The sequence below is a fragment of the Pelotomaculum propionicicum genome (assembly GCF_048984525.1).
GTDB lineage: Bacteria > Bacillota > Desulfotomaculia > Desulfotomaculales > Pelotomaculaceae > Syntrophopropionicum > Syntrophopropionicum propionicicum_A.
This window is the reverse complement of the sequence record NZ_JBMGJC010000009.1, coordinates 78,151-103,990: the sequence shown is the minus strand read 5'-3', so window position 1 is coordinate 103,990 and position 25,840 is coordinate 78,151. Positions and strand designations below refer to the sequence as shown.

Below are 25,840 nucleotides of genomic sequence, written 5' to 3'. Positions count from 1 at the left end.
ACAGGTGGACGTTCGTTTTGTTTCCCTTTGCCTATGAGAATGTGTCAACAACCCCGTCCCCTTGACACGCATTCCCTTGACACGACGAACAGACGCAAAATACCCGGGATTTTAGAATAATCTCGGGTTTATTTTTTTAGAAAAAATTGCTATTATTAACATATATCGCATAATGTCGCAGTTTGGAATATTTTGAGGTGGCGCCGATGAAAGTATATGTTTCTGTAAAGCAAGCAGGCAAACGAAAAGAATATATAACAAAAAAAGAATTGATACTGGAGAACGCTCCTTTAAACTTAAGGGGCCTTATTACAGAAGTTGTTCGTATCAATGTAACCGCATACAACAACAAAACAGCCGGACCCCTGATCATCAAATACCTTTCACCGGCGGAAATAGAGGACCAGGCTGAAACCGGCAAAGTTGGTTTTGGTGAGCGCCGCAGCCATGAACAGGCTGATGTCTATAGAGCAATAGAAACTGCGGTACTTGCCTTTGAGGACGGCATCTACAGAGTGTTCATAGGTGAAAATGAGATTTCATCTCTTGATGAACCGCTTGAAATAAATGAAAACGGCCTGCTGACCTTTATCCGTTTCACCATGCTCGCAGGCAGAATGTGGTGAGGTGCGATGATATATAACTATATTAGCAACGAAGAATTACAAAAGCATATCTCAATGGTTAGAGGAAAAACAATTTTATGGTTCGGAAGAAATAAAAAAATATTAAACGCGGTTCTGTCTTGTTTATCAACAGGGTCATATAACTATACTGAACAGAACAAAATGCTAATCGGACTGTATAACACCTTGTGGACCGGGGATAAAATAGCCGGCGTCTTTTCCGGCTCTGAATATAAGGTGTTGGTGAGGCTTATTGGCGAGGAATGGGCGGGAAAATTTAAAAAAATATGGGACAGGAGTACTAATTATACTTACTCAACAGGACTCGCGCGACGTTCCTACCGGGCAAAAACAAATGAAGCGCTGTACCTTGCTTCAGGAGTATCAAAGCTTCTAGACATGGTTTACCTGGCGGCAAATGATTTCACATATAATAAATACTTTTCCCGGGAAAACAACACTTTTCAAAACATCCCTGTTATTTCGGACCTGCTGGCGCTGGAAATGGACGAAGGCAATGAGGCGGTGATCAACAAGGTCCGTGATATTGTTTATGGAGACAACAATACAGGCCTGGTCTCCCGCGAAATAATAAAGGGGCTCCTGATGAGCCGCAGCGGTGAGGCGCATAAGTGGGCGGGCGACCTCCTGCTTGCCGCCAGGCTGCAGGAGGGGCTGCGCCAGGTTATTGTCGAGTGCGTGGACGAGGGGTCAAAGGAAGGCTTTCTCCATATATTGAAAATAATACTTGACCACGACCTGGTCAGGTTTTCATCCGTGGTCCGGGCGCTTGATGTCTGGACAGGTCTTGGCATATCGGCGCAAAAGCCGGCTGTTGTACAAAAATGCCTTGAAACAGGCTACAGGTGCCTTACCGAGAGCGGTTATGCCTGCGCCTGCCTGGAGAGCAGCGACGCAATGCTTATATTTATGGGGCTCTGGGCGATGGCCTATGAGGACATCGCCATGACCGAGGATAAGATTAAAACCCTTTTGTCCGCAAATGATAAATATAAAAGGATGGCAGCCCTTTATTTTCTGGCCCAGACCCAATTTCCAACTTATCAGCACAGTTTGGCAGTACAGCTCCTGGACGATCCGGACCTGGAGGTCAAAAGCTGGGCCCTGGTCAACCTCTTTGCCGATACAAATTACATAACCTTAAGGCCCGAATTCCAGGACGAACTAGAAAAATATAATAAAATTAAGGGCGTCTGCAGCCGGCAGGAGCTGCTTGAAAAACTTAAAAAAATGCTGGACAGTATGCCCAAAAAGGAAGTTACCTTCAGGGAAAGCATATTTCCGTGGCTGCAGCTAACGGTATCATGTGATGAAATTATACTTAAAATGCTGCTGGCCATGGCTGGTAAAGCAGCGGACAGCGACGTGGAGCTGCTGCTGGATTACCGGGACAAAATGAACGTCGATACCCGCAGGGAGTTCGTTAATGCCTTTCTGTATGACCCAAGAACGAGAAAACAAAAAACCGCGATTGTTGAGTTATTGGGAGACAAGAGCCCTTATGTGCGTTCCACCGTATTGGGAATTGTTGAAAAGCTCAAGCTCTCGCCTGATGACTATAGAATAATTGAAGATTTACTGCAGTATAAAGCCGGCGATCTGCGAAAAAACGCCATCTCTATATTGCTGCTGCAGCCTCCCGAAGCGCTGTTGGGCAGTGTCAAGCGTTTGCTGGAAGCTGGAGATGAGAATAAGCACCTGGCAGCCCTCGATATTATTTCATCAGTTGAAAACAAGCCGAAATACGCGGGCATATCGCATGAGTGCCGGCGGATAGCGGCCGTGCTTGCTGAGACTTCTCAGAAAACCAGGATCCTGTCAGAAAAAATTATTAATAAAGAAGCGGCTCATTTCTCCGCCGCGGACGGTTTTGGACTTTTTAGCCCGGGCCAGGAAATACCCCTCATCAGATTATCATGCCCTAAAGGTTTTTCCGCCAGGGATGTGCTGTCTTCTTCATATGATCAGATTAAAAAAACAATGCTGGTTTTCAGCAGACTTTTCGATAAACACAAGGATTATGAATATGAGGCGGAAGACTGGAATGGGACTTATCAGAAAGTAATCCTGGGGGCGGAAAACCATCTCAGGACAACCAAAAAAAGTGCCTGGGGGGACTTATCTATTACCATTGATTATTTTCCGCTGCCGGAGGTCTGGAGGGGAGCTGCCAAAGAGCACAACCTCGAAGCCAAACAGCTGTTGGAAATATTATTTTATTATAATTTCTTTCAATGGTATTACATGAAAACACAAGGATGGTACGATGCGCTTTTAGCAGATCTATTTCCTGTTAACCATAAAGAATTTAGTGTAATGGTTAAAAAATTGCCGTATTCTTACCATATTGCCAGAATTTTTAGGGCATTGTTGAATGAATGGCCTAAACCGGAAGTATTTTCGCTGTGCCGTAATATGTCATGCTTCATATTTAATAAGGTTCCGGCCAAACGTTTTACAGAAGGTATTGTAAAAAGGGATCAGCCCGGTCATTATTTCGGAGGCCATAATTACATCCTGGTAAACGCAAAAGAGATTTTATTTTGGTTAGACGGAATGAGAGAGAATATATATGATGACCAAAGCTTTAAAGAATACTTCCAGACGGGGTACGCCTTTTACCGGGCATCAGAGTATAAATCTCACGCCAGCCTGCGGCTGGAGGATTTTGAAAAGGCATTCGACATGGGGCTGGCAGATGAGAACGAGCTGTACGCCGAGCTGTGCGGCCGGCCCTTAAGCGCCGAGAATTTAAGAAGCCTCACAGATACTGATTATCATAGTAAAAATCTGTCATCCTGCCGGAAGCTGAATGAAGTTTGCGGGATAGTTGTTGACCGAGTTGTCGGTATCGAGCTGAAGCGGGGAGATATGACCACGGAGGTCAGCCATCTCGCGTCAAGAATATTCAAATGCTCGGGAGCCCGCTTCTTTGTCGATATACTGGTCGGCGCTGAAAAGGACACGTATGTGCGGGGTTATAATTTCGTCGGCGATAACACCACTAAAAAGCAGATTTTCAGCCACCTGCTGAAACACTGCCTGCCGGCTGACGGTGAGGATGAGAACACCCTGGGGGAATTGTTGAAGAATAAAAAAGTCACTGAGAAGCAATTGGTTGACGCGGCCATGTATGCACCGCGGTGGCTTGACCTGGTAGAAAAATATTTGAACTGGCCCGGACTAAAATCCGCAGGCTGGTATTTCCATGCTCATTTGAACCAGAACTTTTCAGATGACAGGGAAACATTGGTGGCCCGTTATTCGCCTGTTTCCCCGCAGGATTTAAAAGACGGAGCGTTCGATATAGAATGGTTCAACGAGGCCTGCTCAGAGCTTGGCGAAAAGCGTTTCAAAACAGTCTACGACAGCGCCAAATATATTGCCGGCGGTGGGCTGCACAAGCGCTCACAGCTTTTTGCGGACGCGGTGCGGGGCAAAATCGACATTGAACAGGCTGAGAAGAAAATTAATGAAAAGCGCAACAAGGATTATGTACTCTGCTACGGTCTCATCCCGCTCGGCGGCGATAAGAGAGACATGCTGCACAGGTATGAATTTTTGCACGGCTTCCTGAAAGAGAGCAAGCAATTCGGAGCGCAGCGCCGTGAAAGCGAAGCGAAAGCGGTCTCCATTGCCCTGGAGAATTTGGCCAGGAACGCCGGGTTCTCGGATGTTACCCGCTTCACGTGGAATATGGAAACCGAAAAAATACGCTCTATCGAACGTTACCTTAAACCTGTTTCGGTTGAGGATATTGATATACATATCGGCATAGACGAACTCGGCAGGACGTCGGTTATTGTGACAAAAGGAGGAAAGGCCCTTAGGGATATCCCGTCCAGGTTAAAGAAAAACGACTATGTCAGGGAAATAAAAGCCGTCCAGAAATCATTAAAGGACCAGTACTCGCGGGCCCGCGCGACACTGGAAAAGGCGATGGAATCAGGGGACGTGTTCACTGCCGGAGAGCTTGACAGCCTTTCTCAAAACCTCGTGATCTACCCCTTGCTGCAAAACCTCGTTTTCAAGAGCGGCAGCAGGCTGGGCTATTTTAAAAACAATGTGCTTGTCGGCGCCGGGGACCAAAAATTTGATATGGGACCGGAGGACAAATGCGTTATCGCCCACCCGGTGCACCTATACGAAAGCGGGGAATGGGCGGCATACCAGAGGGACATATATGATAAAAAAATCGTCCAGCCGTTCAAACAGGTGTTCAGGGAACTCTACCGGCCCAATGCCGACGAACTTGCGGCCCGCACCATATCGCGCAGGTACGACGGGCACCAGATTCAGCCTAAGAAGGCGGCGGCCCTGCTCAAAGGCAGGGGATGGACGGCCAGCTATGGTGAAGGGCTGCAAAAAGTATATTACAAGGAAAACATTATCGCCCAAATATATGCGATGGCTGACTGGTTCTCTCCCGCTGACGTTGAGGCGCCTACTTTGGAAGGAGTCGTCTTTATTGACAGAAAAACTGACAAGCTGGTACCGTTTACCGACGTTCCTGAAGTAATCTTCTCCGAAATTATGCGCGATGTTGATCTGGTGGTCAGCGTGGCGCATGTGGGAGGCGTTGACCCGGAAGCAAGCCTGTCGACTGTGGAAATGAGGGCCGCAATTATTACCGAAATGCTGCGGCTGCTGAAGCTGGCCAATGTTGAGCTGAAAGGATCTCACGCGTTTATCGGCGGTACCCTTGGGGAATACACCGTGCACCTCGGCAGCGGAGTCGCACACAAAATGGCCAGCGGGGCTTTGCACATCCTGCCCGTGCACTCACAGCACAGGGGCCGTATTTTCCTTCCTTTTGTGGATGACGACCCGAAAACCGCGGAGATCATATCGAAGATAGTTTTCCTGGCTGAAGACAGCAAAATAAAGGATCCGACTATCCTGGATCAGATAAAGGCATAAACAGGCCTGGGAGACAGGTGGACGTTCTTATGTCTCAATTCGCCCATTGATATTTAGCGATCTTGCTTGAACGTTTTTTTAAACCGCAGCGAGTAGCCAAAGTACAACAAGTTCGACTATTGTACGATCCTTGTCGCACTTTTGGATTTGTATGCAGCTGAGAAACAGGATAAATGTATTCTTGCGCCAATAAACGAGACAAAAAGAATCCCTTGTTTCCCTTTACCCTAGAATTGCCTCCATCTGCTCCGGTTCGAACCCCACCACCAGTTTTTTGCCGTTGGTGAGCAGGGGACGGTACATTGCCTTGGGGTTGGAGGCTAAAAAATCCGCAATCTCGCTTTCGGACAAGTCCCTGGCATTTATTTTGGCCTGTTTATAATTTGTGCTCTTCTCATTAAGCAGGCTGTTAACTTTTATACCGCCCAGTTCCGCCAGCTCAAACAGCTCCGCGGCAGTGGGCGGCTCTTTGACTATGTCCCGGTAAGTATATTCCGCACCCTTTTCCGAAAGCCACGCTTTCGCTTTCCGGCAGTTCGTTCAGGTTGGGAAACAATAAAATTTCAGCATGTGTATTCTCCTCCTTTATCGTAGTTTAATGATCCATAAAATTCTTTTATAACTACTTTTTCTACATATTAGCATGCAGCCCTTAATCTGAACAGGGGAAGAGATTCCTTATTAATATGTTTATATAAAATTATAGTACCCATTTTAATAAAACAGGGCTGCGATAAACTACCGCAGCCCCTGTCAGGCAAATGACTTTATAAACTTGAAAAAGCGCCCTTGTTTTTCATGGAAAGTGAGACCCTGCCTCTCTCCATATCTACCGCCAGCACCCATACCTTGACCACGTCCCCTACTGAAACCAGGTTCAGGGGGTGCTGAACACGGGTGTCCGATAGTTCCGAAATGTGTACCAGCCCGTCACTTTTAATGCCAATATCCACGAACGCTCCGAAATCCACCACATTCCGGACGGTGCCGGTAAGTTCCATGCCCGGCTTTAAATCTTCAAGGCTTAAAACGTCGGTGCGGAATACTGGCACTGGCAGGTCCTCCCTGGGGTCCCTGCCCGGCCGGGCCAGGGAGTCTGCAATATCCCTCAGGGTCGGGACGCCGGCGTCAAGCTGCGCCGCGATTTCCTCAACATTGGCCCTGGCAATCCTGGACCTGACGTCAGAGGTGCCTATTTCATTCAGACCGGAACCGATAAGGCCAAGGAAGCGGTAGGCCAGGTCGTATGACTCCGGGTGTATTGCTGTTGCGTCCAGGAGGTTTTCTCCGTTGTTGATACGCAAAAACCCCACACACTGCTCAAGTGTCTTGGGCCCCATTCTGGTCACCTTGGATAACTCCCGGCGGTTCTTAAAACCACCGTTCTCATCACGGTAATGTACAATATTTTCGGCAACTGTCGGTTTGATCCCGGCTACGTACCCCAATAGTTGGGCTGATGCCGTGTTGAGATCAACCCCCACATAGTTGACGACTGATTCTACAACCTCAGACAGCTTTTCATCAAGATGTTTGGGCGGCAGGTCGTGCTGGTACTGCCCCACACCTACTGCTTTGGGCTCAATCTTTACAAGCTCTGATAATGGGTCCTGAATTCGGCGGGCTATTGAAACAGCGCCGCGTTCTGACACGTCCAGATCGGGGAATTCTTTCTTAGCCAGCTTGGAGGCTGAATAAACGCTGGCGCCGGCCTCGCTGACGATAGTATAAGAAAGCCCCGGCTTGTTATAAGACTTGATAAATTCCGCCACAAAAACCTCCGTATCCCTGGAGGCAGTGCCATTGCCAATAACGATTGCGGTAACCCTATACTTCTCTACCAGGTCTGCTAAGACTTTTTCGGATTCCCTGATTTTTTTCTGAGGGGGAGTGGGGTAGAAGACTCCTGCCTCCAAAAACTTCCCTGTGGTGTCTATGACACACCATTTACAGCCCGTCCGGTAGGCCGGGTCTATACCCAGGACAACCCTGCCCCGCACCGGCGGTTGGAGCAGCAAGCTGCGCAGGTTTTTGGAGAATACCTTGATCGCCTGGGCTTCCGCCTTTTCAGTCAATTCATTCCGGATATCCCGCGCCACTGCGGGAGCAATCAGCCTCTTGTACCCATCCCTGATCGCCCTGTCAACATAAGCCGTGGTCGCAGTCCCGTCTTTTACGAATTTGCCGCTTATCCACCTGATAATAGGGCTTTCATCCACTTCAACGGAGACACTCAGCACTTCTTCCCGCTCTCCCCTGTTTATGGCCAGCACCCGGTGCGGTACTATCCTGCTTACCGGTTCCCTATAATCGTAATAGTTGCGGTACGTCTTGTCTTCTGCCGTGTTGCGGCCGCTGGTGACCAGCCACCCCGACCGCCGGGTCTGGTCGCGCACCCAACTGCGCACGTCGGCGTCCTCGGCGACATTCTCGGCAACTATGTCACAAGCTCCTTGCAGGGCATCTTCAACTGTGGGGACTGCTTCAGAGATATAGGACAAGGCCTCCTCCTCCGGGCTGCCTGACCTGGGGAAGGACAAAAGGTATGCGGCTAGAGGTTCAAGACCATTTTCCCTGGCCACGCTGGCCCTGGTTTTGCGTTTGGGTTTGTAGGGCAGGTATAAATCTTCCAGTTTAGACAGTTTGGTGCAGCTGATGATTTTGGCCTGAAGCTCTTCGGTGAGCTTGCCCTGCCCGTCAATGAGGCGGATTATTTCTGCTTTCCGCTGTTCCAGGGCTGTGTAGTGCTTGTGCAGTTCGTCGATATTGCGGATTTGTTCTTCGTCCAGTTCGCCAGTCTGCTCTTTACGGTATCGGGCAATAAAAGGGATGGTGTTGTCGGCTAAAAGATTAACCGTATGCTCCACTTTATGCCGTGGAATACCGGTTTCTTTTGCTATGACCGCGATAATATCAACCACATTTGTATTCAATATTGATCACCTTTTTGTTAGTTTCTGCTTGTTTCATAATTACTATTAATCTTCGGGACAATCCTTATTCTACCTAAACTTTGAAACAGCCACAAGTATATATCCCTTATTTGTATATCCTGAGCAATGGTTTTTGCTGATAAACCTAAGCAGCCTCCGGGAGATGCTTGAGGCGGCTAGATACGGTTCCAGTCTGGATGTAAAGGCCATGGAACACTCAGGGTTACAGGAAAATGTGCAGTTGCCCGGGGCGATGAAGATGATTGATGGCATCGCCTGTGGGTGTGCCATAGCAATAATTTTTGATAAATAATATATTGAATTTTCTTTTAACTACTATGATCAGGCTGTGAATTATGGTACTTTGATAAAAAGATTGTGTTAGCCGGAAATGATAAAACAGAAAGGGTGGCTGATAAAAAGTGTTAAAGCTTTCTGAGCAGCAGGAATTACTGAGGAAAGTGGTCAGGGAATTTGTTGAAAATGAAATAGCGCCAATAGCGCAGAAAATTGACGAGGAGGACACCTGCCCTGTTGAGCTGTTCAAGAAAACGGCCCAGCTCGGGTTCAACGGTGTTTTCGTGCCTGTGAACTACGGCGGAGCTGGTCTGGGCTACACGGAAATGGCCATTATCGTTGAAGAGATAGCACGGCACGCCGCGGGTTTTGGCATGGGCCTGGTAACCCATTACATGGCTGTTTACGCTATCATGACCTGGGGCACTGAAGAGCAAAAACAGAAGTACCTGCCCATGGTCTGCTCGGGGTCATACGGGGGACTTTCCGTTACCGAGCCGGGAGGCGGTTCTGACTTCATGGGACAAAAATCAACCGGCCAGCTGGTTGACAACGAATGGGTTTTAAACGGCCGCAAGTGCTTCATCACCAATTCGCACTGCATGGGAGTCAACGTGGTGTCTGTGCGCACAGGTGAAGATGCTAAAGGGCGCCCGCAGCTTTCGGCTTTCATAGTTGAAGGCGGCGCGCCGGGCCATACGGCGGGCCGCAAGGAAAAAAAGGCGGGGCTCAGGGGATCCTTTACCGGGGACATCATCCTGGACAACGTGCGGCTGCCCCAGGACAGTTTGCTCGGCAAGCAGGGCGACGGGGCAAAAATCAGCCTGGGCACTTTAGGAGAGATAGGCCGGGGCGGGACGGCCGCGGTGGCCCTGGGCATACTGCGCGGGTGCCTGGAAGAGTCGGTGAAATACGCGAAAGAACGTATCATATATGGAAAGCCCCTGTCAAACCTGACCAACATACAGTTTGCAATCGCCCAGAACCGCACCGACTACGAGGCCGCCCGCCTGTTAACCTATAACGCTGTAGGCACAAAAGACGCCGGCAAACCGTGTTCTTCTGAAATTGCCATGGCCAAGTTCTTTGCCGCGGAAGCTGCCGTCAACGCCGCCAAGCGGACGATGGACCTGATGGGAGGTTACGGGGTGGTGACCGACTACCCGGTCAGCCGCTACCTGAGAGACGCGGTGGCCACTATTCCCGGGTGCGGCACGTCGCATATTATGCAGATAATCATCGCGGGCGGTGAACTGAGAAAGTAATTTATTCAGGGGGGATCAGAAGTCATGAACATCGCGGTCTGCGTTAAGCCTGTCCCGGATCCCAAACACTATGACAAAATAACCATTGACCCTGAAACCAAGCTGCTCAACCGGCAGGGGGCGCCGACGGTAATAAACCCGGCTGACAAAAACGCCATTGAGGCCGCCCTCCAGTTAAAGGAGCAGTTTGGCGGCAAGGTCGTGCTGCTCAGCATGGCCCCCCCGTCTGCCAGGGAGACGCTGACAGAAGGGCTGGCCATGGGTGCGGACGAGGCTTTTCTCCTGAGCGACCGCGCCTTTGTTGGGTCAGACACCCTTGCCACGGCCAGGGTCCTCGCCGCCGGGCTTAAGAAAATCGGAAGTCATGACCTGGTCCTGACCGGCTCTGAAAGCGCCGACAGCGGGACCAGCCATATACCTTCCCAGCTGGGTGAGCTGATGGGTTGCGACCATTTGAACTGTCTTACGGAAATTCAGCTGGAAGCTTCCACCCTGCGTATGAAGTCCAGGATCGAAAACGGTTACGCTGAATACGAGGGCAGCCTGCCCATGGTCCTGGGGGTGGCGAGGGAGATAAACACCCCCCGCTATACTTCGCTGATGGGGGTGGTAACCGCCGGGAAAAAACCCTTCACGCTCTGGGGTATCGACGACCTGGGGCTAGACCCCGCTTGCGTCGGCCTGGCCGGTTCCCCGACCAGGCCCGGTGAGCTGCATATGCCCAGCCACGGGAGAAAATCGGAAATGCTGGCGGGGGAACCCGGCGATGTTGCTGAAAAAATTTTAGCAATCCTGCGCTCCGCAGGCGTGCTGGCCTAGAGGGGGAGTTTAAGCATGGGTGAACAGCCCGGTGAGGTATGGGTAGTAGTGGAACAAACCGGCGGCAGGCCTGCTGAAGTTTCCTTCGAACTATTGGGCAAAGCGCGTGAGCTCGCGGCCCATGGAGGCGGCTCGCGGACCTCGGCCGTGATCATGGGAAGCGGTGTCGGACATTTGGCGGAAGAGCTGGTCGCCGGCGGCGCGGACCGGGTCTATATAGTTGAGGACCACCGGTTGGAGAATTACGTTAATAACACATATGCCCTGGTGCTGGAATACCTGATCAAAAAGTACCGGCCTGAAACAGTGCTCTGCAGCTCCTCATTCAACGGCAGCGAACTTTCGGCAACGGTGGCGGCCAGGCTGGGGACAGGCCTGGCGGCACACTGCGTCGACCTTTATATTAACAGCCGGGGGGATTTGGTACAGGTTGTCCCCGCTTTCGGCGGGATGGTCCTCGGCGATATTTTATGCCCCGGGTCACGGCCGCAGATGGCCAGCGTCAAACCCGGCGTCTTTCAGAAACCGGAAAGAGACACCGGGCGCACCGGCGAGGTCATCAAGGAAGAGGCGGCTGTGCTAAATGGTTATACTTCTTCCTTGAAGGTTGTGGGTACCGTCCGGAGAGAGCCGTCTGAACTGCCGCTGGAGAAAGCTGAGACTGTGGTGGCGGGCGGCTGGGGAGTGGGAGCGGAAGCCTGGCCTTACCTGGAACAGCTTGCCGCGGAGCTGTCAGGCGCGGTCGGCTGCACCAGGCCTGCCCTGGATGAGGGTTGGGCCAAAGGAGAACACGCCCTGATCGGCACCAGCGGTAAAACAGTTCGGCCGCGGGCATACATCGGGTTCGGGATTTCGGGGACCACCCACCACGTTGTCGGCATGAAGGACAGCGGAATAATTATAAATATCAACACAGACCCCGGCGCGCCTGTCTTCCAGGTGTCGGACTACGGGGTTGTCGCCGACGCCAAAAAATTTCTCCCGCTGCTGCTGGAGAGAATAAGAGAGCACAAAGAAAAATAAGAGAACGCAAGGAAAAATAAGAGAGCAGAAAAGAAACAGGGGGAAACGAAAAGAACGTCCCCCTGTTTCCTTCTATAATCCTCCCTGGCCCATCAGCGTCTTCGGGTAGGTTACTTTAACTCAAAGCCATGGTAAAATTTTATATTATGTCGAAAAATAATGCGGTTGGCAGATATAAAGCCTGTTTGCAGGTTGACATTATCAGTGTTTTGGTAATAATGTATGGTTATGTTAAAGGGAAGAGGGGTATAGGTTTGGCAGTTAATAAACTTATCAAAGCGGCCGGCAGCGGGGACCCGCCGGAAAAGATCAGGTACCTGGTCAGGGAAAAAGGCATGGATGTGGACGTCCAGGATGAAAACGGCATGAGCCCTTTGATCTATGCCGCGTTTTTCGGACATGAAGATGTGGTGAAAGAGCTGCTGGACCTCGGGGCAAACGTTAACGCAAAGGGGCATAGCGGGGTTACCGTCCTGCTGGCTGCCCTGCAGAAAGCCGAAAATGAGAATATCTCCAGGCTGCTGATTGACAGGGGGGCTGATGTCAACGCCTGTGACGGGCAGGGCCTGACTCCGCTCATGACCGCCATATACAACGACAGCAATGAGATGACGCTGTATTTGCTTGAAAAAGGGGCCGATGTCGCCGTTAAAAACGCCAAAGGCTGGACAGCCCTCGACCTGGCCAAGCAGAAAGGTAACAACAGGCTCTTACAGGTCCTGCACCAGGCGGGTTCTTTTAAAAATGCCGACCTGATTTACGCGGCCAGGACCGGCGATGTGAGCTGGCTGAACGAAATGATAAAAGGCGGCGCGGACGTGAACGCCAGCAACGAAGACCAGGAGACTCCCCTGATATGGGCCGCTTTCAACGGCCATTACAGGGTGGTCAGGACCCTGCTGGACCACGGGGCCAGGGTGAACGACAGGGGCAAAGAAGGGTGGAGCGCTTTGATGGCCGCGGTGGAAACCGGCCGTGAAGATATGGTGAAAATACTGTTGGAGCGGGGCGCCGATGTCAGTTTTAAAACTGACATGGGTGACACGGCGCTGACTCTGGCCCAAAAGAACGGCCACAGCAATATCATAAACTTAATTCAAAGTGCCGGAGGATAGGGAATTTATGGAGTTGGCGTATTTTAACGGCTGGGTGGGCTCTCTCGAAGAGGCCCGCGTTTCAGTAAACGACCGGGGCTATAACTTTGGCGACGGCGTGTACGAAGTGGTGCGGGCATATAACGGGGTGATGTTCGCTCTGGAAGAGCACCTGGCCCGGCTTGCCTTAAGCGCGGCCGCTGTGGAAATCGACCTGCCCTGGGCACCGGCCCGGCTGAAAAATATAATAGTGGAAACCCTTGGCGAAAGCGGTATCAAGGATGCGTTGATATATATCCAGGTGACCCGCGGCACGGCCCCCAGAGGCCACGTGCCTGAAGAAGAAATGCGGCCCAACCTGCTGGTAACCGTCCGGAATATGCCTGACATACCCCCGTCACTGTACAGTGAGGGGGTAAAGGCAATAACCATGCCCGAGTTCCGGTGGCAGATGTGCAGCGTAAAATCAATATCGCTGCAGGCCAGTGTGCTGGCCAAGCGCAGGGCTGAGCGGGCCGGGGCGGCAGAGGCTTTTTTTGTGCTTCCGGACGGGACGGTTACAGAGGGCGCTTCCAGTAATATATTTATAGTTGGAGACGGTGCTCTAATAACTCACCCTGCGGACAACAGGGTCCTCGCGGGTGTTATACGGCACTTTGTCCTCAAGGTGGCCGGAACCCTCGGTGTAAAGGCCATGGAGGAACCTTTTAATATTTCAGATTTAATGAAGGCGGAAGAGGTTTTTATTACCGGCACGGTGGCTGAGATAGTACCGGTGGTAAATGTGGACGGGAAGATTATCGGCGGCGGCAGGCCCGGCCCGCTGACAGCCCGCATTCATAAAGGTTTTGCATCACTTCATAAATGATAGTTTTATAATTTATTAATAAATAAGAAACATTTAGTTAATGTTCTCCCAGTATAATGACAAAAAAACTTACGCGGTGAATATACATTAATGGGGGGATAAACATGGAACAAATGGTTGCCGTTTTGATTACTTTGTTTTTCGTACTGGGGATTCCCTGGCTCGAAGACTATATAATTGCTGAAAGGTGCCCTGCCTGATGTATGATCAAGAGAAAAAATGGACCGGTCCCACGTGCAATGGGGACCGGTTCAGTGTTTTTGTCAGCGCGGGTCGTAGCCGGTAACCGACCAGATGCCGGTTTCGTCCTGTCGGACCAGCCGCTCCAGGTAAACCTGCTTTACCGGGCCGGTGGATACTTCCACCACGGCCTCAGCACCGTTGTTGGCTGCCAGCCTGAAAGACGGCATCGGTATTTGCGGTTCACCGTTGATTCCTTCCGGCGTTACCTTGAGGTTGACGAAGGTAAGTGACACCTGCAGGGGGTCAAGCTGCCAGGGGCTGTGCCCGCCGTCCACCTGGCGCTGGTCGGCCCTGGCGATCTCCATGTCCACCGGGACCTTGACCATGGCTTTTTCCGCCAGGCCCCCGCTGCCGTCAGGGAGGGCCAGGTCTGCGGCGATCTGGCCGGCCAGTTCAGCCCGCCTGGCGCCTTCAACCACGATTTCCAGACCGTCCTGCCGCCAGCGCAGCCGTTCCTGCCATACCTCCAGCGGGCCTCCGGCCGCGGTGCCGAGCGCGGCGCCCGGCTCCGGCTCAAAAGAACCTGCGGCGGCAGTTTCGACAACGGTGGTATCACTGTAATCCAGGACGATGCGGCCCCGGTAGGCAATGATGCGGTCCGGCGCTTCCTTCGGCAGCAGCGGAGCCAGCCCGCTGATAGCGGCTGCTTCTTCCACTGTAACGGCCAGCTGTCCGGGGTCCTTTTCCACCACCTTATATCCCTCCGGCGCCTGGTAGGTGAATATTTCAGGATTGATTTGAGTGTTGGGTTCAAAGCTCACAAAAGTGTACGTCGTCTGCAGGGCGTTCTGCATCGCTGTCTGCAGCTGGACGGGCAGGGATGTTTCCGTGTCGATCCACAAATAGTAGGGCAGGCCTCCCGGTGGTGAAATTTCAAGTTTTTCAGCCTGGCGGCCCGTTATTATTTCCGTCCCGGCAGCTGTATGCGGGTACTGTTTGGCCCGCCGGGCCTCGTCCCGCAGGTCAAAACTGTGCCGGGTGGGGTCCGGCGCCGGCGGCAGCAGGGCTACTTCCCTGCTTTGTTCGAGGACCTGCCACTTTTGCTCCCCGTTATTTACAGTGAGGGTGCCGTCCTCCTGCCGGGCGGCGTACTTGTCGCCTTCATTCCAGATTTCCACCCGGCGGACTATCCATTCCTCGCCGGCAGCGTTGCGGGAGCGCATTTCGAGGACGCCGTGGTAGCTGGACAGTTTTGAGACCGCTTTATCCATCGCGTAAACCGCGTCACGGCCGGATAAGAGTGACCAGCCCGCCAGAGCCGCGCACAGGATTATACCCGCTGCCACTGCCGCGGCTGAGGGGAGATACCACCTGCGGCGGGTGTGTCCGGCCGCGTCTTTATTGGCCCGGTTTACCCGTGCGTTGTCTGGCCGACCCTGCCGGCCAATGCTGACAACGTTGTTTTTTTGTATTGTGACGGCCACCGCCTTGGCCAGCCTTTCTGGGTACCCTGGAGCGGGCAGCGCCGGTTCCTTGAGAGACCGGACCAGCCTGGCCGCCGACTGGAGTTTTTCCAGCCCGGGATTATCCGCGGACCCAAGGCGTTTTTCCGGGTCGCGCTCTTCGTTCAGGGCGTCTATATATGCGGAAAGCCTTTCTTCGGGATTATTCATTTTTTAATCCCTCCTTATCAGTCGTTGTCGTCCAGGAGCCGCGCCAGGGTCTGTAAAGCCCGGTATTGAGACGTGCGGACAGCGGCTTCCGTTTTTCCCAGGAGCCTCGCGGTCTCGGCAACCGTGTACCCTTTGATAATCCTTAAATCCAGTACGGCCCGCTGGTCCTTGCCCAGTCCGGCTAAGGCGTTTTCCACCCGCAGGCGCTGGGCGACGGTATTTTGACAGTCCATCTCAGCCGCTGCTGCAAGATCTGCTTCCTCAATATTGACCGGCGTGCCCCGGCGTTTTTTCTGCCGCCAGCGGTCACGCAGCACATTCAGGGCGACGTTCCGCATAAAACCCGGGAAATTTTGCGAGGGTACTTTATTCTCCCGCAGGTAGGGCAGGCTCCTGGCATAGGTTTCCTGGGTGATGTCCTCAGCTTCCTCGCGGTTCTGGACTCTGTAGTATATAAAACGGTATAGGGGTTCCCAGGTAGCAAGGCAGAGCTGTTCAATTGATTTGAGGTCGCCTTTTCCAGCCTTTTTATGTTCATTACAATCGTTCACAGGTTCCAACACCTTCTCTCCCGGCCGGGTTTCTACCAATAATAACGTTTTTGCGGGGGCTGTTGTTACATGAAAATCCTGCCACTGACCTGATTTTATGCTTAATAAAAAAACTCCAAGGGGATGGTCAATCCTGCTGGAGCTTGGTTTATTTCTTATAAATCTTTCCATAGTATTTGTTTGTTTTATATGTTTATTCTAGGCGCTCCAGGGGACTAGCGGCATGATCAAAATAGGGGGGGGTGAGAATTATCCCGCCCCCCGGATTCTAAGATTTACTTGGTTTTAACACCGTTGTCACCCAGGTATCTTTTGAGTTCCAAAATATTGATCTCGCCAAAGTGGAAGACGGATGCCGCGAGCAGGATGTCTGCCTTCCCGCCCCGGGCAGCCTCCAAGAAATGTTCCATCGTGCCGGCCCCGCCGGAGGCGATGACCGGGACCTTTACCACTTCTTTAATGCCGCGGATCAGGGGGATGTCATAACCGGTTTTTGCCCCGTCACAGGCCTTGCTGGTGGGCAGTATGTAGCCCGCGCCCCTGGCTTCCGCCTCTTTGGCCCATTCTATGGCGTCCTTCCCCGTGGGGGTGTTGCCGCCGTCAATGTAGACCTCGTAACCGGAGGGGAGGGCCGGGTTCCGGTCAACGTCAATCGCCACCACCAGTTTGGCGGAGCCGAATTCCGCGGCGGCCTGGTCTATCAGGCCGGGGTTGCGGAAGGCCGCGCTGCTGATGGAAACCCGGTCAGCCCCGGCTTCCAGGACTTCTCCGGCCCCTGCCACGGAAGCTATGCCTCCGCCTACGGTGAAAGGCACGGTGGCGACCCGGGCTACCCGCCGCACTGCGTCTAAAGTTGTTTTCCGTTGCTCGATGGTAGCGGTGATGTCCAGAAAAGCCAGTTCGTCAGCTCCGTTCTGGCAGTAAATCCTGGCACATTCGACAGGGTCGCCGGCGTCCCTGAGATTTACAAAATGAACCCCTTTAACCACTCTTCCGCCCTTCATGTCCAGGCAGGGCATTATCAGGACCTTGCTCAATATCATATCTCCTTTCCATTGCCAAGATGATGCCGAGGCTTTATTAAATTCCAGGTAAAACCTTTAAATTCCTCTATCAAACCAGTTATAATTATTGGTATGAAGGGAGATGCGTTGGCCTGAGTTTCAGCGAACAGTTATTGCAGCTGGTTACAAACTACGGTTACCTGGGCCTGTATATATATTTCATTATTGATACGCTGGGGGTGCTGCTTCCTTCAAAATCAATCCTTGCCCTGATCGGTTATTTAATCGGCAAAGGGGTTTTCAGTTCCACTCACGTTGTGGCTGCAGCGGTGCTGGGAAGCTTGACCGGCGTTTCGGTGAGCTTTGCCGTCGGCAGGAATATTCTTCACCCCGCCGCTGAAAAATACGGCCGGCGCTTACGTATAACCCCTGAAAAATTATTGAAAGCCGGGAAATGGTTCAGCAGATATGGAGCGCCGTTCATTGTTTTCGCCTATTTTATCCCGGGCCTGAGGCACGTCACACCGTACCTCTGCGGTATCTCCAGGCTGTCATTCCTGAAGGTGATATCCTTTTCAGCCATCGGGGCTTTCCTCTGGGTAGTCACTTTTACTTATATCGGGCGGCTAATACAGGAAAACTGGCGATAAAAGCTAGCACGGGAAGGTACTCTGACTCAATTGTATAAAAATTTATCCTTAATCTCTCCCCGGAGAAAGTACTGGAGGAACTGATCCATTGTCCGACATGCCTTTGGCTAAAGAAATAACCTGCAAAAACGCCCTCACCAAAACCGGCATTCCCGGTTTTAAATATTGCCTGAACCCCTACGTGGGGTGCGCTCACAATTGTATATATTGCTACGCTTCTTTCATGTGCCGTTTTTCCGGCCACAAGGAGCCCTGGGGGACGTTCGTAGACGCCAAGGTGAACATTGCCCGGGTTTTGGAGAAACAGCTAGACTCCAGGCGCGCCCCGGAGGGACGTCTTATCATAGGCAGCGTCACCGACGCCTACCAGCAGGCTGAAGCCTATTACAGGCTGACCCGCTCCTGCCTTGAAGCGCTGGTCCGGTACCCGTCGCTGGATGTTCAGATACTTACCAAGTCAGCTCTGGTGGTCAGGGATATATCCCTTCTTGCCAAGCTCCCGGGCTGCACGGTGGGCTTTAGCATTACCACTGTGGATGCAAAAGCGGCGCGGGTATTTGAACCGGGCGCACCGCCGCCTGGCCTGCGGCTGGCGGCTGCGAGGCAGCTGGTTGAGGCGGGGATACCTGTATGGGTCTTTATCGCGCCGGTGCTGCCCGGAGTGGGGGACGGCGGAGACGCCCTTTCCGCACTCTTTAGAGAATTAAAGAAAGCCGGGGTCAAAGAAGTCCTGGCAGATACCTTAAATCCTTATCCCGCGGTAATCCAGCGGCTCAAGAAAATATACCGGGAGAAATTTCCCGCGGCATTGATGGACCTCGAACTGTGTTCTTCTGACCGGGGGCTGTACCGTGACAGTGTGAGAAAGAAACTAAACACAATTTCAATCCAGTATGGCTGCAGCATGTCACTGATTTGATTGAGCCGGTTACTGGACAATAAGGAGGTCAATTATGGCAGGATTGGCACACATGGGTGTGGGTCTGGCGGCCAAGCGGGCCGCCCCCCAAATACCGGTGGCGGTTTTATTGATAGGTGCTTATGTTATCGATATCATATGGGGAGTTTTCTATTTCGCGGGTGTCGAACAATACCCGGGGGCAAGTATTAATTCCGCGGCCCCGTGGTCACACGGGCTGTTCATGTCAGTGATCTGGTCGGTTGGCGCCGCGTTGATGGCCAGGCTCATCAGCCGCAGCACCAGTACCGGTGTTATATTCGGGATCCTTGTTTTCAGCCACTGGGTGGTGGACTTTATTGCAAAACCGATGAGTTTTGCGTTCCCTTCAGATAGCGGCATGCCGCTCCTTTTCAATGGTTCGCCGGAAGTTGGGCTCGGCCTGTACAGCTCTCAGGCAGGGGTTAATATTGGCGAATACGGGACGCTTGCGCTTGGTTTTGTAATCTATATTTTTACCGTGCTAAAGCTCAGGAAAGAGAAAAAATCGCTGTGATGGTATCTTGTGGTTTTAGTGCAGGTCTAATCTGTGCAGGTCATCGATCCGGTCCTGTTTCATCCTGATGTGGCTGCTTAAGTCACCAAGCCTCTCCTCCAGGTGGCTGACAAGGTTCCGGAGGATTTCCTTTACGTCGTAATCGGCCTCCACGGGATCAACGTCGTTTTTTAACAGCTGCCTTGACCAGCTCCACCACTCGTTCTCACGGCTGCTCTTGTAACCCTTGCGGTAGGTTGTGATAAATTCGCCTGTATCCAGGTACCATAATTCTTTTTCCTCAATATTTTCTCCGTCAGGATCAAGCTTGTTGCCGCCGGAGCTTGCCAGGCGGATGCCTCTTTTATCGCTGTATGTATAGTGGGTTTCGTGTTCGCAGTTGGCGCAGTTGTGGTACGATGCGCTCGATGCTATTGGCTCGAATGCGATTATTTCAAACGCCATTTTGAGCGCCTCATCTAAAATGTACCTCTCGGTATGCTCTACTTTATCCGATAGGTTTTCCAGCCCTTCCCGGGTAACCCTGATCCGGTCCGTAATTTCTTTGATTTGTTCTAACATGTTCTTGCCCTCCTTAAACCCGGGTATATTATCTTTTATTTTTATCTTTTATATAAAATTTATTAAAGAAAAACACCTTTCGCTCCGGAGTTGTTTTAAATCTTGTTATTAATTGCTCGGGTTGGCGGGCTCAATTTACTCTGCTGCAAAAATTTTCGCAACTAAACGGCTATTAGAAACGTCTAACCAGTTAGGTAAAATATGCTGGGCGAGGTGAAATAAGTTGAAAAAAATAATGCCGCTCTTGGTGGTTATTATTCTGGTATTGTTTTTGGCGGGATGCAGTGAAAATAACGTTGTCAATACGGGAGGTCCGCAGGTGGCCCATCAGCCGGGGGAGGGCTTGGGAACAGAGGCCGGCCCAGCCGGAGAAAGCCAGGATCAAGTATCACAGGAACCGGGCTCCGCTGCCGAAACTAGCGGGGAAACCACGAGCTTTAAACTGGGCGATGAACTGCTGATGAGCAAGTACCATTACCTGGTGGAAGGAAAGAAAGTAGGGCTTGTTACCAACCAAAGCGGTGTGAACAGCCGGGGCCAAAGCACTATAGACCTTCTGGCAAGTGATAAATCGCTGCAGCTGAATGCTCTTTACGGACCCGAGCATGGCATTGACGGCACCGCCAGCGCCGGAGAGTACGTGGAGTCTTACACGCATCCCGTACTTGGCATTCCCGTGTACAGCCTGTACGGGAGCACCAGGATGCCCACCGCGGCAATGCTGGAAAATATCGACGTCCTTGTGTTTGATATCCAGGACATAGGGGCGAGGTCTTATACCTACATGTCCACCCTGAATTACTGCATGGCGGCGGCCCAAAAATACGGCAAGCCGGTGCTGGTGCTCGACCGTCCCAACCCGGTAGGAGGCCTTATTGTGGAGGGGCCGGTGCTGGAAGACCCTTATATAACCTTTGTCGGTGTGGACAACCTGCCGATGGCCCACGGCATGACGGCCGGTGAGCTGGCGAAGTTCTTCAACCGCAAGATCGGCGCGGACCTCAAAGTGATCCCCATGGAAGGCTATTCCAGGGAGATGATCTACCAGGATACCGGGCTGTCGTGGGTGCAAACGTCACCGAACATCCCGGACCTCGACTCGGTTTTCGGTTACATGGCCACCGGCCTGGGCGAAGGGACGGGTATCGCGCAGGCTGACAAGTTCAAGTGGATCGGCGGCAAAGGCATCGACGCGCAGAAGTTCGCAGACCTTCTTAACAACGCGGGGCTCCCGGGCGTGGCCTTTATTCCCGAGGTGCGGGGGGAAGCAGGCGGGGTCCGTTTGAAGATCCACGACTATCAATCTTTTAACCCGGCCAAAACAGGCATCTATGCCCTGGCCTACGCCCACTCGCTGAATAATTTCACCGTTCCGAAAAGCGGCGAGGCCGTAGTAATGTTCGACAAGATTATGGGTAGCGATAAAATCGGCCAATACCTGGAGCAGGGCCTCAGCCCGCAGCAGATAGAAGCAAATTACACCCCCGCTTTGGACCGGTTCAAAGCGGAGCGGGAAAAATACCTTATATATTAAGTGCGGCAGGGGGGACGGTTATCGCTGTCGCATTACCAAAAGTTTATTATAGCCGGCGTTACTGCCGGCTAAATTTTTTTTCTTTTGAAAATAAACTGCGGCAGAGGTGGTAAAATACTGTTACGTATTAAACCGAAAAGGAGTATATGGTTATGGGAAAATCCATCATAATAATTGGGGCCGGCATGGGCGGCCTGGCCTCCGGTATCTACGGCCAGCTCAACGGTTACAAGACCAGGATATTTGAAATGCACTCAGTCCCCGGCGGACAGTGCGCGGCATACAAGCGCAAGGGGTATACTTTTGATGTCTGCATCCACCACCTATTTGGCTGTTCGCCCCAGTCGAAAATAAACATGCTCTGGCGTGAGCTCGGCGCCATGCCGAGGGAGCTGGTTTATACGAAAGAATGTGTAAGCGTTTCTTCTCCTAACGGTAAAATGTTTATCGACTACTATGATTTGGAGAGGCTGGAACAGCACTTGAAGGAGCTGTCGCCGGGTGATGCGAAGGTCATAGACGAATACACCAGGGCCATAGCGGCTTTTTCGAAAAGCGATATGTGGGGCAAGATGATGCTAGGGAGCACCTGGAGCATGATCAGCGTGATCCCGTTTATGTTGTCCTCCGGCAAGTGGTTTAAGACCAGTATGCGGCAGTATGCGGAACGGTTTACCGACCCTTTCCTGAAAAAGGCTTTCCCCCTGCTGGAATACTCCGAGCCTAATCTGCCATTTTTCATACACCTGGCCAAGCACGCCTATGGCTACAACAAGGACATCGCCTGGCCAGCCGGCGGAGCGTTCGAGTTTGCCAGGTCTATCGAGAGGCGCTACAGGGAGCTGGGAGGAGAGGTCTTCTACCAGCAGAAAGTAGTTAAAATTATAACTGAGAACGACAGGGCTGTAGGGGTACAAACTGCCGACGGCAGCGAGCACAGGGCGGATTTGGTAATCTCCAACGCGGATGGGCGCAAGACAATTATGGACATGCTGGGAGGGCGTTACCTGAACGACCGGGTAAGGGCTTACTGCGGGGAGCCCCAGGATGAAACCAACTGGGCGGTCCACGTTTTTCTCGGGGTGGACAGGGACCTGTCCGGCGAGCCTTCTTCCCTGGTCATGCTGCTGGATGAGCCGGTGGAGATCGCGGGCCATGTGAACGAGAGTATCGAGATGCAGTTTTACGGGTTTGACAAAACCATGGCGCCCGCGGGCAAGGGTGTGATCAAGGTCGAGCTTGTTTCCAGCTATTCATACTGGAAAAAGCTTTACAGCGACAGGGCCCTTTACGGAGAGGAAAAAGAAAAGGTGGCCGAAACAGTAATCAGCCTGCTGGAAAAACGCTTTCCCGGCATTAAGAGCCAGGTGGAGGCGGTGGATGTGCCCACCTTGATGACCTGGGAGAGATACATGGGGGGGACGCATGGGTTCGCCAACATGCCGGTGAAAAAGTTCAGCATCTCCGGAAGCCTGTTCAGCAGGGGGCTGGAGACGACACTGCCGGGCCTTTCCAACTTCCACCTGGTGGGCGTATGGGTTACGTCGGCCGGCGCTCTGTTTGCAAACGCGCTGTCGGGCCGGACTTTGATGAAGTCTATATGCAAAAACGACGGGAAGAAGTTCAGGTCTGCTTAGACAGCAGGTCTTTTACGACCTCGGCCGCTATCAGCAGGCCGGCCACTGAGGGGACGAATGAAATGCTGCCGGGGACCTGGCGGCGGACAACCTCAGGTCCGTCTGCCGCGCTTTCGGAGAGCAAAATTGTTTCACAGCCGGCATCTTCAGTTTCCAGGGGCTTCAGCGGCTCCTCCTTCGAGTAAACGACTTTTAAATCCTTTACTCCCCGTTTTCTTAATTCCCTTCGCATCACCCTGGCCAGGGGACAGATCGAGGTTTCGTATAAATCAGCTATTTCAAATTTTGTCGGGTCCAGTTTGTTGCCGGCCCCCATGGAGCTGATTACCGGGATGCCCAGCCGCTTGGCGCTTACAACCAGGTCTATCTTGGCGGTTACTGTGTCGACCGCGTCGACGATGTAGCTGTAATCCGTCCTGACCAACTCCCGGGCATTTTCGGGCATATAGAACGTCTTGTGTAATATTACTTCAGCCCTGGGATTGATATCGAGGACCCTGTCCCGCATGACCTCTACCTTGGGCTTTCCCAGTGTTTTTCTGGTGGCATGGATCTGCCTGTTGATGTTGGTGAGGCTGACGCAGTCGTCGTCCACCAGCACAAACCCGCCGACACCGGCTCTGGCCAGCCCTTCAACCACAAATGATCCTACCCCGCCGATGCCAAAAACGGCGACCCTGCTGCGCGCCAGCTTCTCAAGCGCCGCTTTTCCTATCAGCATCTCTGTCCTTGAAAACTCGTTAAGCATATGTACACACACCCTGAGTCGATTATTTAATGTGCCGTATCCCGGTGTTTTTCATTTATTCTGCAATTACCGCTATTATAACATACGTTACTTATGATTCCAGCTATGGCTGTCGTTTTGAGGTGTGATACAAAATTTTCATATTTCGGCAAATTGGAGCTGTTTTCTGGAGGATTGCTATGAAGTAAAGCGAATTAACGTATCACACATGTTTTCCAGTGCAGCCTTAAATTGGCGTATGTCTAAAAACGATTTATCACGGAGGGAGTAAAAAATGAAAAGAGCAAAGTACCTGGGCCTATTCCTCGTCATTTTATCTTTCAGCCTGGCTGCAGCGGGGTGGGCGGCCACATCTGTCGGTCCTTCGATAGGAGACACCGATATTATAACCAGGCCACCTATTGTTATTACATCCACTCCGCCAGCGCCTTCAGACCTGAAAGCAGATTGTTTTCCCGGCGCTCTTTATGTCGGCCTGCGGTGGGAGGACAACTCCATCAACGAAACAGGGTTTACTATCGAGCGCAGCGCTGAGGGTGGAGATTTCCTGAATTTAACCACGGTAGATGCCAATGTCAAGGAATACGTGGACTATGATGTTATTCGTGACACGGCTTACAGCTACAGGGTGCGTGCCAACGGCCCAATTTCAAATTCGGCTTATTCCAACGTGGCAGAGTGGACTACCGGCCCCAACAATCCTACAAACCTGACAGCTGTGGTAGATGAGCTTGCCCAGCATATCGACCTTAACTGGGACGGCAACAATAAACATGCATTCTATGTCATTCAGAAGACCACCTATGCTGAGCAAACTAAAATTGAGCAGATCAGCCTGACTGGAGAAAGCACCCGATACGAGGATACCGCCGTCCTGCCCAATATCAAATATACTTACATGGTAATGGCCGGCAGCGCAAATGACTATTCCGATGGATCCAACGTGGTAAGCGTCAAATTTATGCCCCAGCCCACGGGCGTCTTTGTGAGCTATTTCCCGGGCACGACTGGGTTTGCCGTGCAGTGGACGGACAACTGCAATTATGAGACAGGCTATGTTTTGGAAAAGGCATTTGCCGGAAATGACTACGTTTATACCTACAACCTGCCCGCGAACACCGTGCAGTACCTGGAAAATCCTCTGGACCTGGATGAGCATTACATGTTCCGGGTCAAGGCCATCGGGCCTGATGGCCAAAAATCTCCTTATTCGGAAGTGTGCCACTGGTTTTCCCCGCCGCATGAACCGATAAATCTGGTGCTAAAGGCCGAATCAAGCAGTACAGTAAAGATAACCTGGGAGGACAGGTCAAAGATTGAGACCAGTTATAAGATATGGCGTCACGGATTGAATGAATATTTGCCGATAGCCCTGCCAGCCGATAGCAGCAGCTATACCGACACGGGCCTCAAACCCGGCACTGAATACGAGTACACGATATACGCCTATAACGATACAAGTAAAACCAGGTCCGCGGACTTGCCGTATTTTAAAGTGACTACGCCTGCGGCAACTCCTCTGGCTCCGGGGAACCTTACAATTAAAGAGGGGGTTCTCCAGAATTTAAAACTTCAGACAGTGCTGCAGATCGGCAGCCCCAATATGACTATAAACGGGGTGACCCAAGAGATAGACCCGGGCAAAGGGACGTCGCCTGTTATCATGGAGGGTAGGACCCTGCTGCCGGTAAGGGCTATAATTGAGTCGATGGGGGGAACAGTTGGCTGGGATGCCGCGGAGAAGAAAGTCACCGTGACCTGCGGCGACAAGACCGTGTTGATGTGGATCGGCAGCCTCAATACCATGGTCAACGGCGAAGCCAAGACAACCGATGTGGCCCCCGTGATCATTAACGGCCGGACGATGCTGCCGGTAAGGTTTATCTCCGAAAACCTTGGACTGGACGTGGAATGGAAGGCCGAGACCAACAGTGTAATAATCAAAACAGGTTCATAAAAAAGTCAGTGTAAGGCGGGTC

20 protein-coding genes and 1 pseudogene are annotated in these 25,840 nt (G+C 52.0%); 14 read left to right on the top strand and 7 right to left on the bottom strand.

What is annotated here, in order from left to right:
- Positions 1-206 precede the first annotated feature (206 nt).
- Together ACOBQJ_RS11440 and ACOBQJ_RS11435 are read left to right on the top strand one after the other, a co-directional pair.
- Positions 207-626 carry a hypothetical protein gene (locus tag ACOBQJ_RS11440; RefSeq protein WP_421071899.1) on the top strand — a complete coding sequence of 140 codons (420 nt, stop codon included), beginning with the start codon at positions 207-209 and terminating at the stop codon, positions 624-626.
- A 162-nt stretch (positions 627-788) separates the two neighbouring features.
- Positions 789-5,567, top strand: a complete 4,779-nt coding sequence (locus ACOBQJ_RS11435) for a DUF4132 domain-containing protein (RefSeq protein ID WP_421071898.1) — start codon at positions 789-791, stop codon at positions 5,565-5,567.
- A 222-nt stretch (positions 5,568-5,789) separates the two neighbouring features.
- Here the strand turns inward: ACOBQJ_RS11435 and ACOBQJ_RS11430 are convergent.
- Both ACOBQJ_RS11430 and ACOBQJ_RS11425 read right to left on the bottom strand, forming a co-directional pair.
- Positions 5,790-6,092: pseudogene (locus tag ACOBQJ_RS11430) on the bottom strand (arsenate reductase family protein); the annotation flags it as partial.
- Positions 6,093-6,334: 242 nt separating this feature from the next.
- On the bottom strand, positions 6,335-8,500 hold the full coding sequence (locus tag ACOBQJ_RS11425) for a Tex family protein (RefSeq protein WP_421071897.1): 2,166 nt from the start codon (positions 8,498-8,500) through the stop codon (positions 6,335-6,337).
- Between the two features lie 163 nt (positions 8,501-8,663).
- On the opposite strand from ACOBQJ_RS11425, the gene ACOBQJ_RS11420 reads away from it, so the two are divergent.
- The 6 genes from ACOBQJ_RS11420 (at position 8,664) to ACOBQJ_RS11395 (ending at position 13,866) form a co-directional block, all read left to right on the top strand.
- Positions 8,664-8,813, top strand: a complete 150-nt coding sequence (locus ACOBQJ_RS11420) for a hypothetical protein (RefSeq protein WP_421071896.1) — start codon at positions 8,664-8,666, stop codon at positions 8,811-8,813.
- A 109-nt stretch (positions 8,814-8,922) separates the two neighbouring features.
- Entirely contained in the window at positions 8,923-10,062 is a 1,140-nt protein-coding gene (locus tag ACOBQJ_RS11415) for an acyl-CoA dehydrogenase family protein (RefSeq protein WP_421071895.1), read from the top strand.
- 24 nt (positions 10,063-10,086) lie between these two features.
- Complete coding sequence (locus ACOBQJ_RS11410) at positions 10,087-10,881, top strand: electron transfer flavoprotein subunit beta/FixA family protein (RefSeq protein ID WP_421071894.1); 795 nt, start codon at positions 10,087-10,089, stop codon at positions 10,879-10,881.
- Positions 10,882-10,896: 15 nt separating this feature from the next.
- The gene (locus ACOBQJ_RS11405; RefSeq protein WP_421071893.1) at positions 10,897-11,904 is read left to right on the top strand and encodes an electron transfer flavoprotein subunit alpha/FixB family protein; all 1,008 of its coding nucleotides are present in this window, start codon (positions 10,897-10,899) and stop codon (positions 11,902-11,904) included.
- Positions 11,905-12,158: 254 nt separating this feature from the next.
- Complete coding sequence (locus ACOBQJ_RS11400; protein WP_421071892.1) at positions 12,159-13,019, top strand: ankyrin repeat domain-containing protein; 861 nt, start codon at positions 12,159-12,161, stop codon at positions 13,017-13,019.
- 7 nt (positions 13,020-13,026) lie between these two features.
- Complete coding sequence (locus ACOBQJ_RS11395; protein WP_421071891.1) at positions 13,027-13,866, top strand: aminotransferase class IV; 840 nt, start codon at positions 13,027-13,029, stop codon at positions 13,864-13,866.
- Positions 13,867-14,129: 263 nt separating this feature from the next.
- Here ACOBQJ_RS11395 and ACOBQJ_RS11390 read toward each other — a convergent pair whose 3' ends face one another.
- The 3 genes from ACOBQJ_RS11390 to hisF form a co-directional block, all read right to left on the bottom strand.
- Complete coding sequence (locus tag ACOBQJ_RS11390) at positions 14,130-15,722, bottom strand: LolA family protein (RefSeq protein WP_421071890.1); 1,593 nt, start codon at positions 15,720-15,722, stop codon at positions 14,130-14,132.
- Between the two features lie 17 nt (positions 15,723-15,739).
- The gene (locus tag ACOBQJ_RS11385) at positions 15,740-16,273 is read right to left on the bottom strand and encodes an RNA polymerase sigma factor (protein WP_421071889.1); all 534 of its coding nucleotides are present in this window, start codon (positions 16,271-16,273) and stop codon (positions 15,740-15,742) included.
- 275 nt (positions 16,274-16,548) lie between these two features.
- Positions 16,549-17,316, bottom strand: coding sequence for an imidazole glycerol phosphate synthase subunit HisF (hisF, locus tag ACOBQJ_RS11380; RefSeq protein WP_421071888.1), 768 nt, complete (start codon positions 17,314-17,316; stop codon positions 16,549-16,551).
- Positions 17,317-17,450: 134 nt separating this feature from the next.
- Between hisF and ACOBQJ_RS11375 the strand changes: the two genes are divergently transcribed.
- The 3 genes from ACOBQJ_RS11375 (at position 17,451) to ACOBQJ_RS11365 (ending at position 19,381) form a co-directional block, all read left to right on the top strand.
- Complete coding sequence (locus ACOBQJ_RS11375; RefSeq protein ID WP_421071887.1) at positions 17,451-17,927, top strand: DedA family protein; 477 nt, start codon at positions 17,451-17,453, stop codon at positions 17,925-17,927.
- 97 nt (positions 17,928-18,024) lie between these two features.
- The gene (locus ACOBQJ_RS11370; protein WP_421071886.1) at positions 18,025-18,846 is read left to right on the top strand and encodes a radical SAM protein; all 822 of its coding nucleotides are present in this window, start codon (positions 18,025-18,027) and stop codon (positions 18,844-18,846) included.
- A 34-nt stretch (positions 18,847-18,880) separates the two neighbouring features.
- Positions 18,881-19,381 carry a hypothetical protein gene (locus tag ACOBQJ_RS11365; protein ID WP_421071885.1) on the top strand — a complete coding sequence of 167 codons (501 nt, stop codon included), beginning with the start codon at positions 18,881-18,883 and terminating at the stop codon, positions 19,379-19,381.
- 15 nt (positions 19,382-19,396) lie between these two features.
- On the opposite strand, the gene ACOBQJ_RS11360 is transcribed toward ACOBQJ_RS11365, so the two are convergent.
- A complete protein-coding gene (locus tag ACOBQJ_RS11360) occupies positions 19,397-19,942 on the bottom strand; it encodes a hypothetical protein (RefSeq protein ID WP_421071884.1) in 546 nt (181 codons plus the stop codon).
- Between the two features lie 223 nt (positions 19,943-20,165).
- On the opposite strand from ACOBQJ_RS11360, the gene ACOBQJ_RS11355 reads away from it, so the two are divergent.
- Both ACOBQJ_RS11355 and ACOBQJ_RS11350 read left to right on the top strand, forming a co-directional pair.
- Positions 20,166-21,476 (top strand): DUF1343 domain-containing protein, encoded by a 1,311-nt coding sequence (locus tag ACOBQJ_RS11355; protein ID WP_421071883.1) that lies wholly within the window; start codon positions 20,166-20,168, stop codon positions 21,474-21,476.
- Between the two features lie 152 nt (positions 21,477-21,628).
- Entirely contained in the window at positions 21,629-23,113 is a 1,485-nt protein-coding gene (locus ACOBQJ_RS11350) for a phytoene desaturase family protein (protein WP_421071882.1), read from the top strand.
- Here ACOBQJ_RS11350 and ACOBQJ_RS11345 read toward each other — a convergent pair.
- The gene (locus tag ACOBQJ_RS11345) at positions 23,100-23,861 is read right to left on the bottom strand and encodes a tRNA threonylcarbamoyladenosine dehydratase (protein ID WP_421071881.1); all 762 of its coding nucleotides are present in this window, start codon (positions 23,859-23,861) and stop codon (positions 23,100-23,102) included. The two genes, ACOBQJ_RS11350 and ACOBQJ_RS11345, sit on opposite strands and share 14 nt — an antisense overlap.
- Positions 23,862-24,135: 274 nt before the next feature.
- On the opposite strand from ACOBQJ_RS11345, the gene ACOBQJ_RS11340 reads away from it, so the two are divergent.
- Positions 24,136-25,818, top strand: a complete 1,683-nt coding sequence (locus ACOBQJ_RS11340) for a stalk domain-containing protein (protein WP_421071880.1) — start codon at positions 24,136-24,138, stop codon at positions 25,816-25,818.
- Positions 25,819-25,840 lie beyond the last annotated feature (22 nt).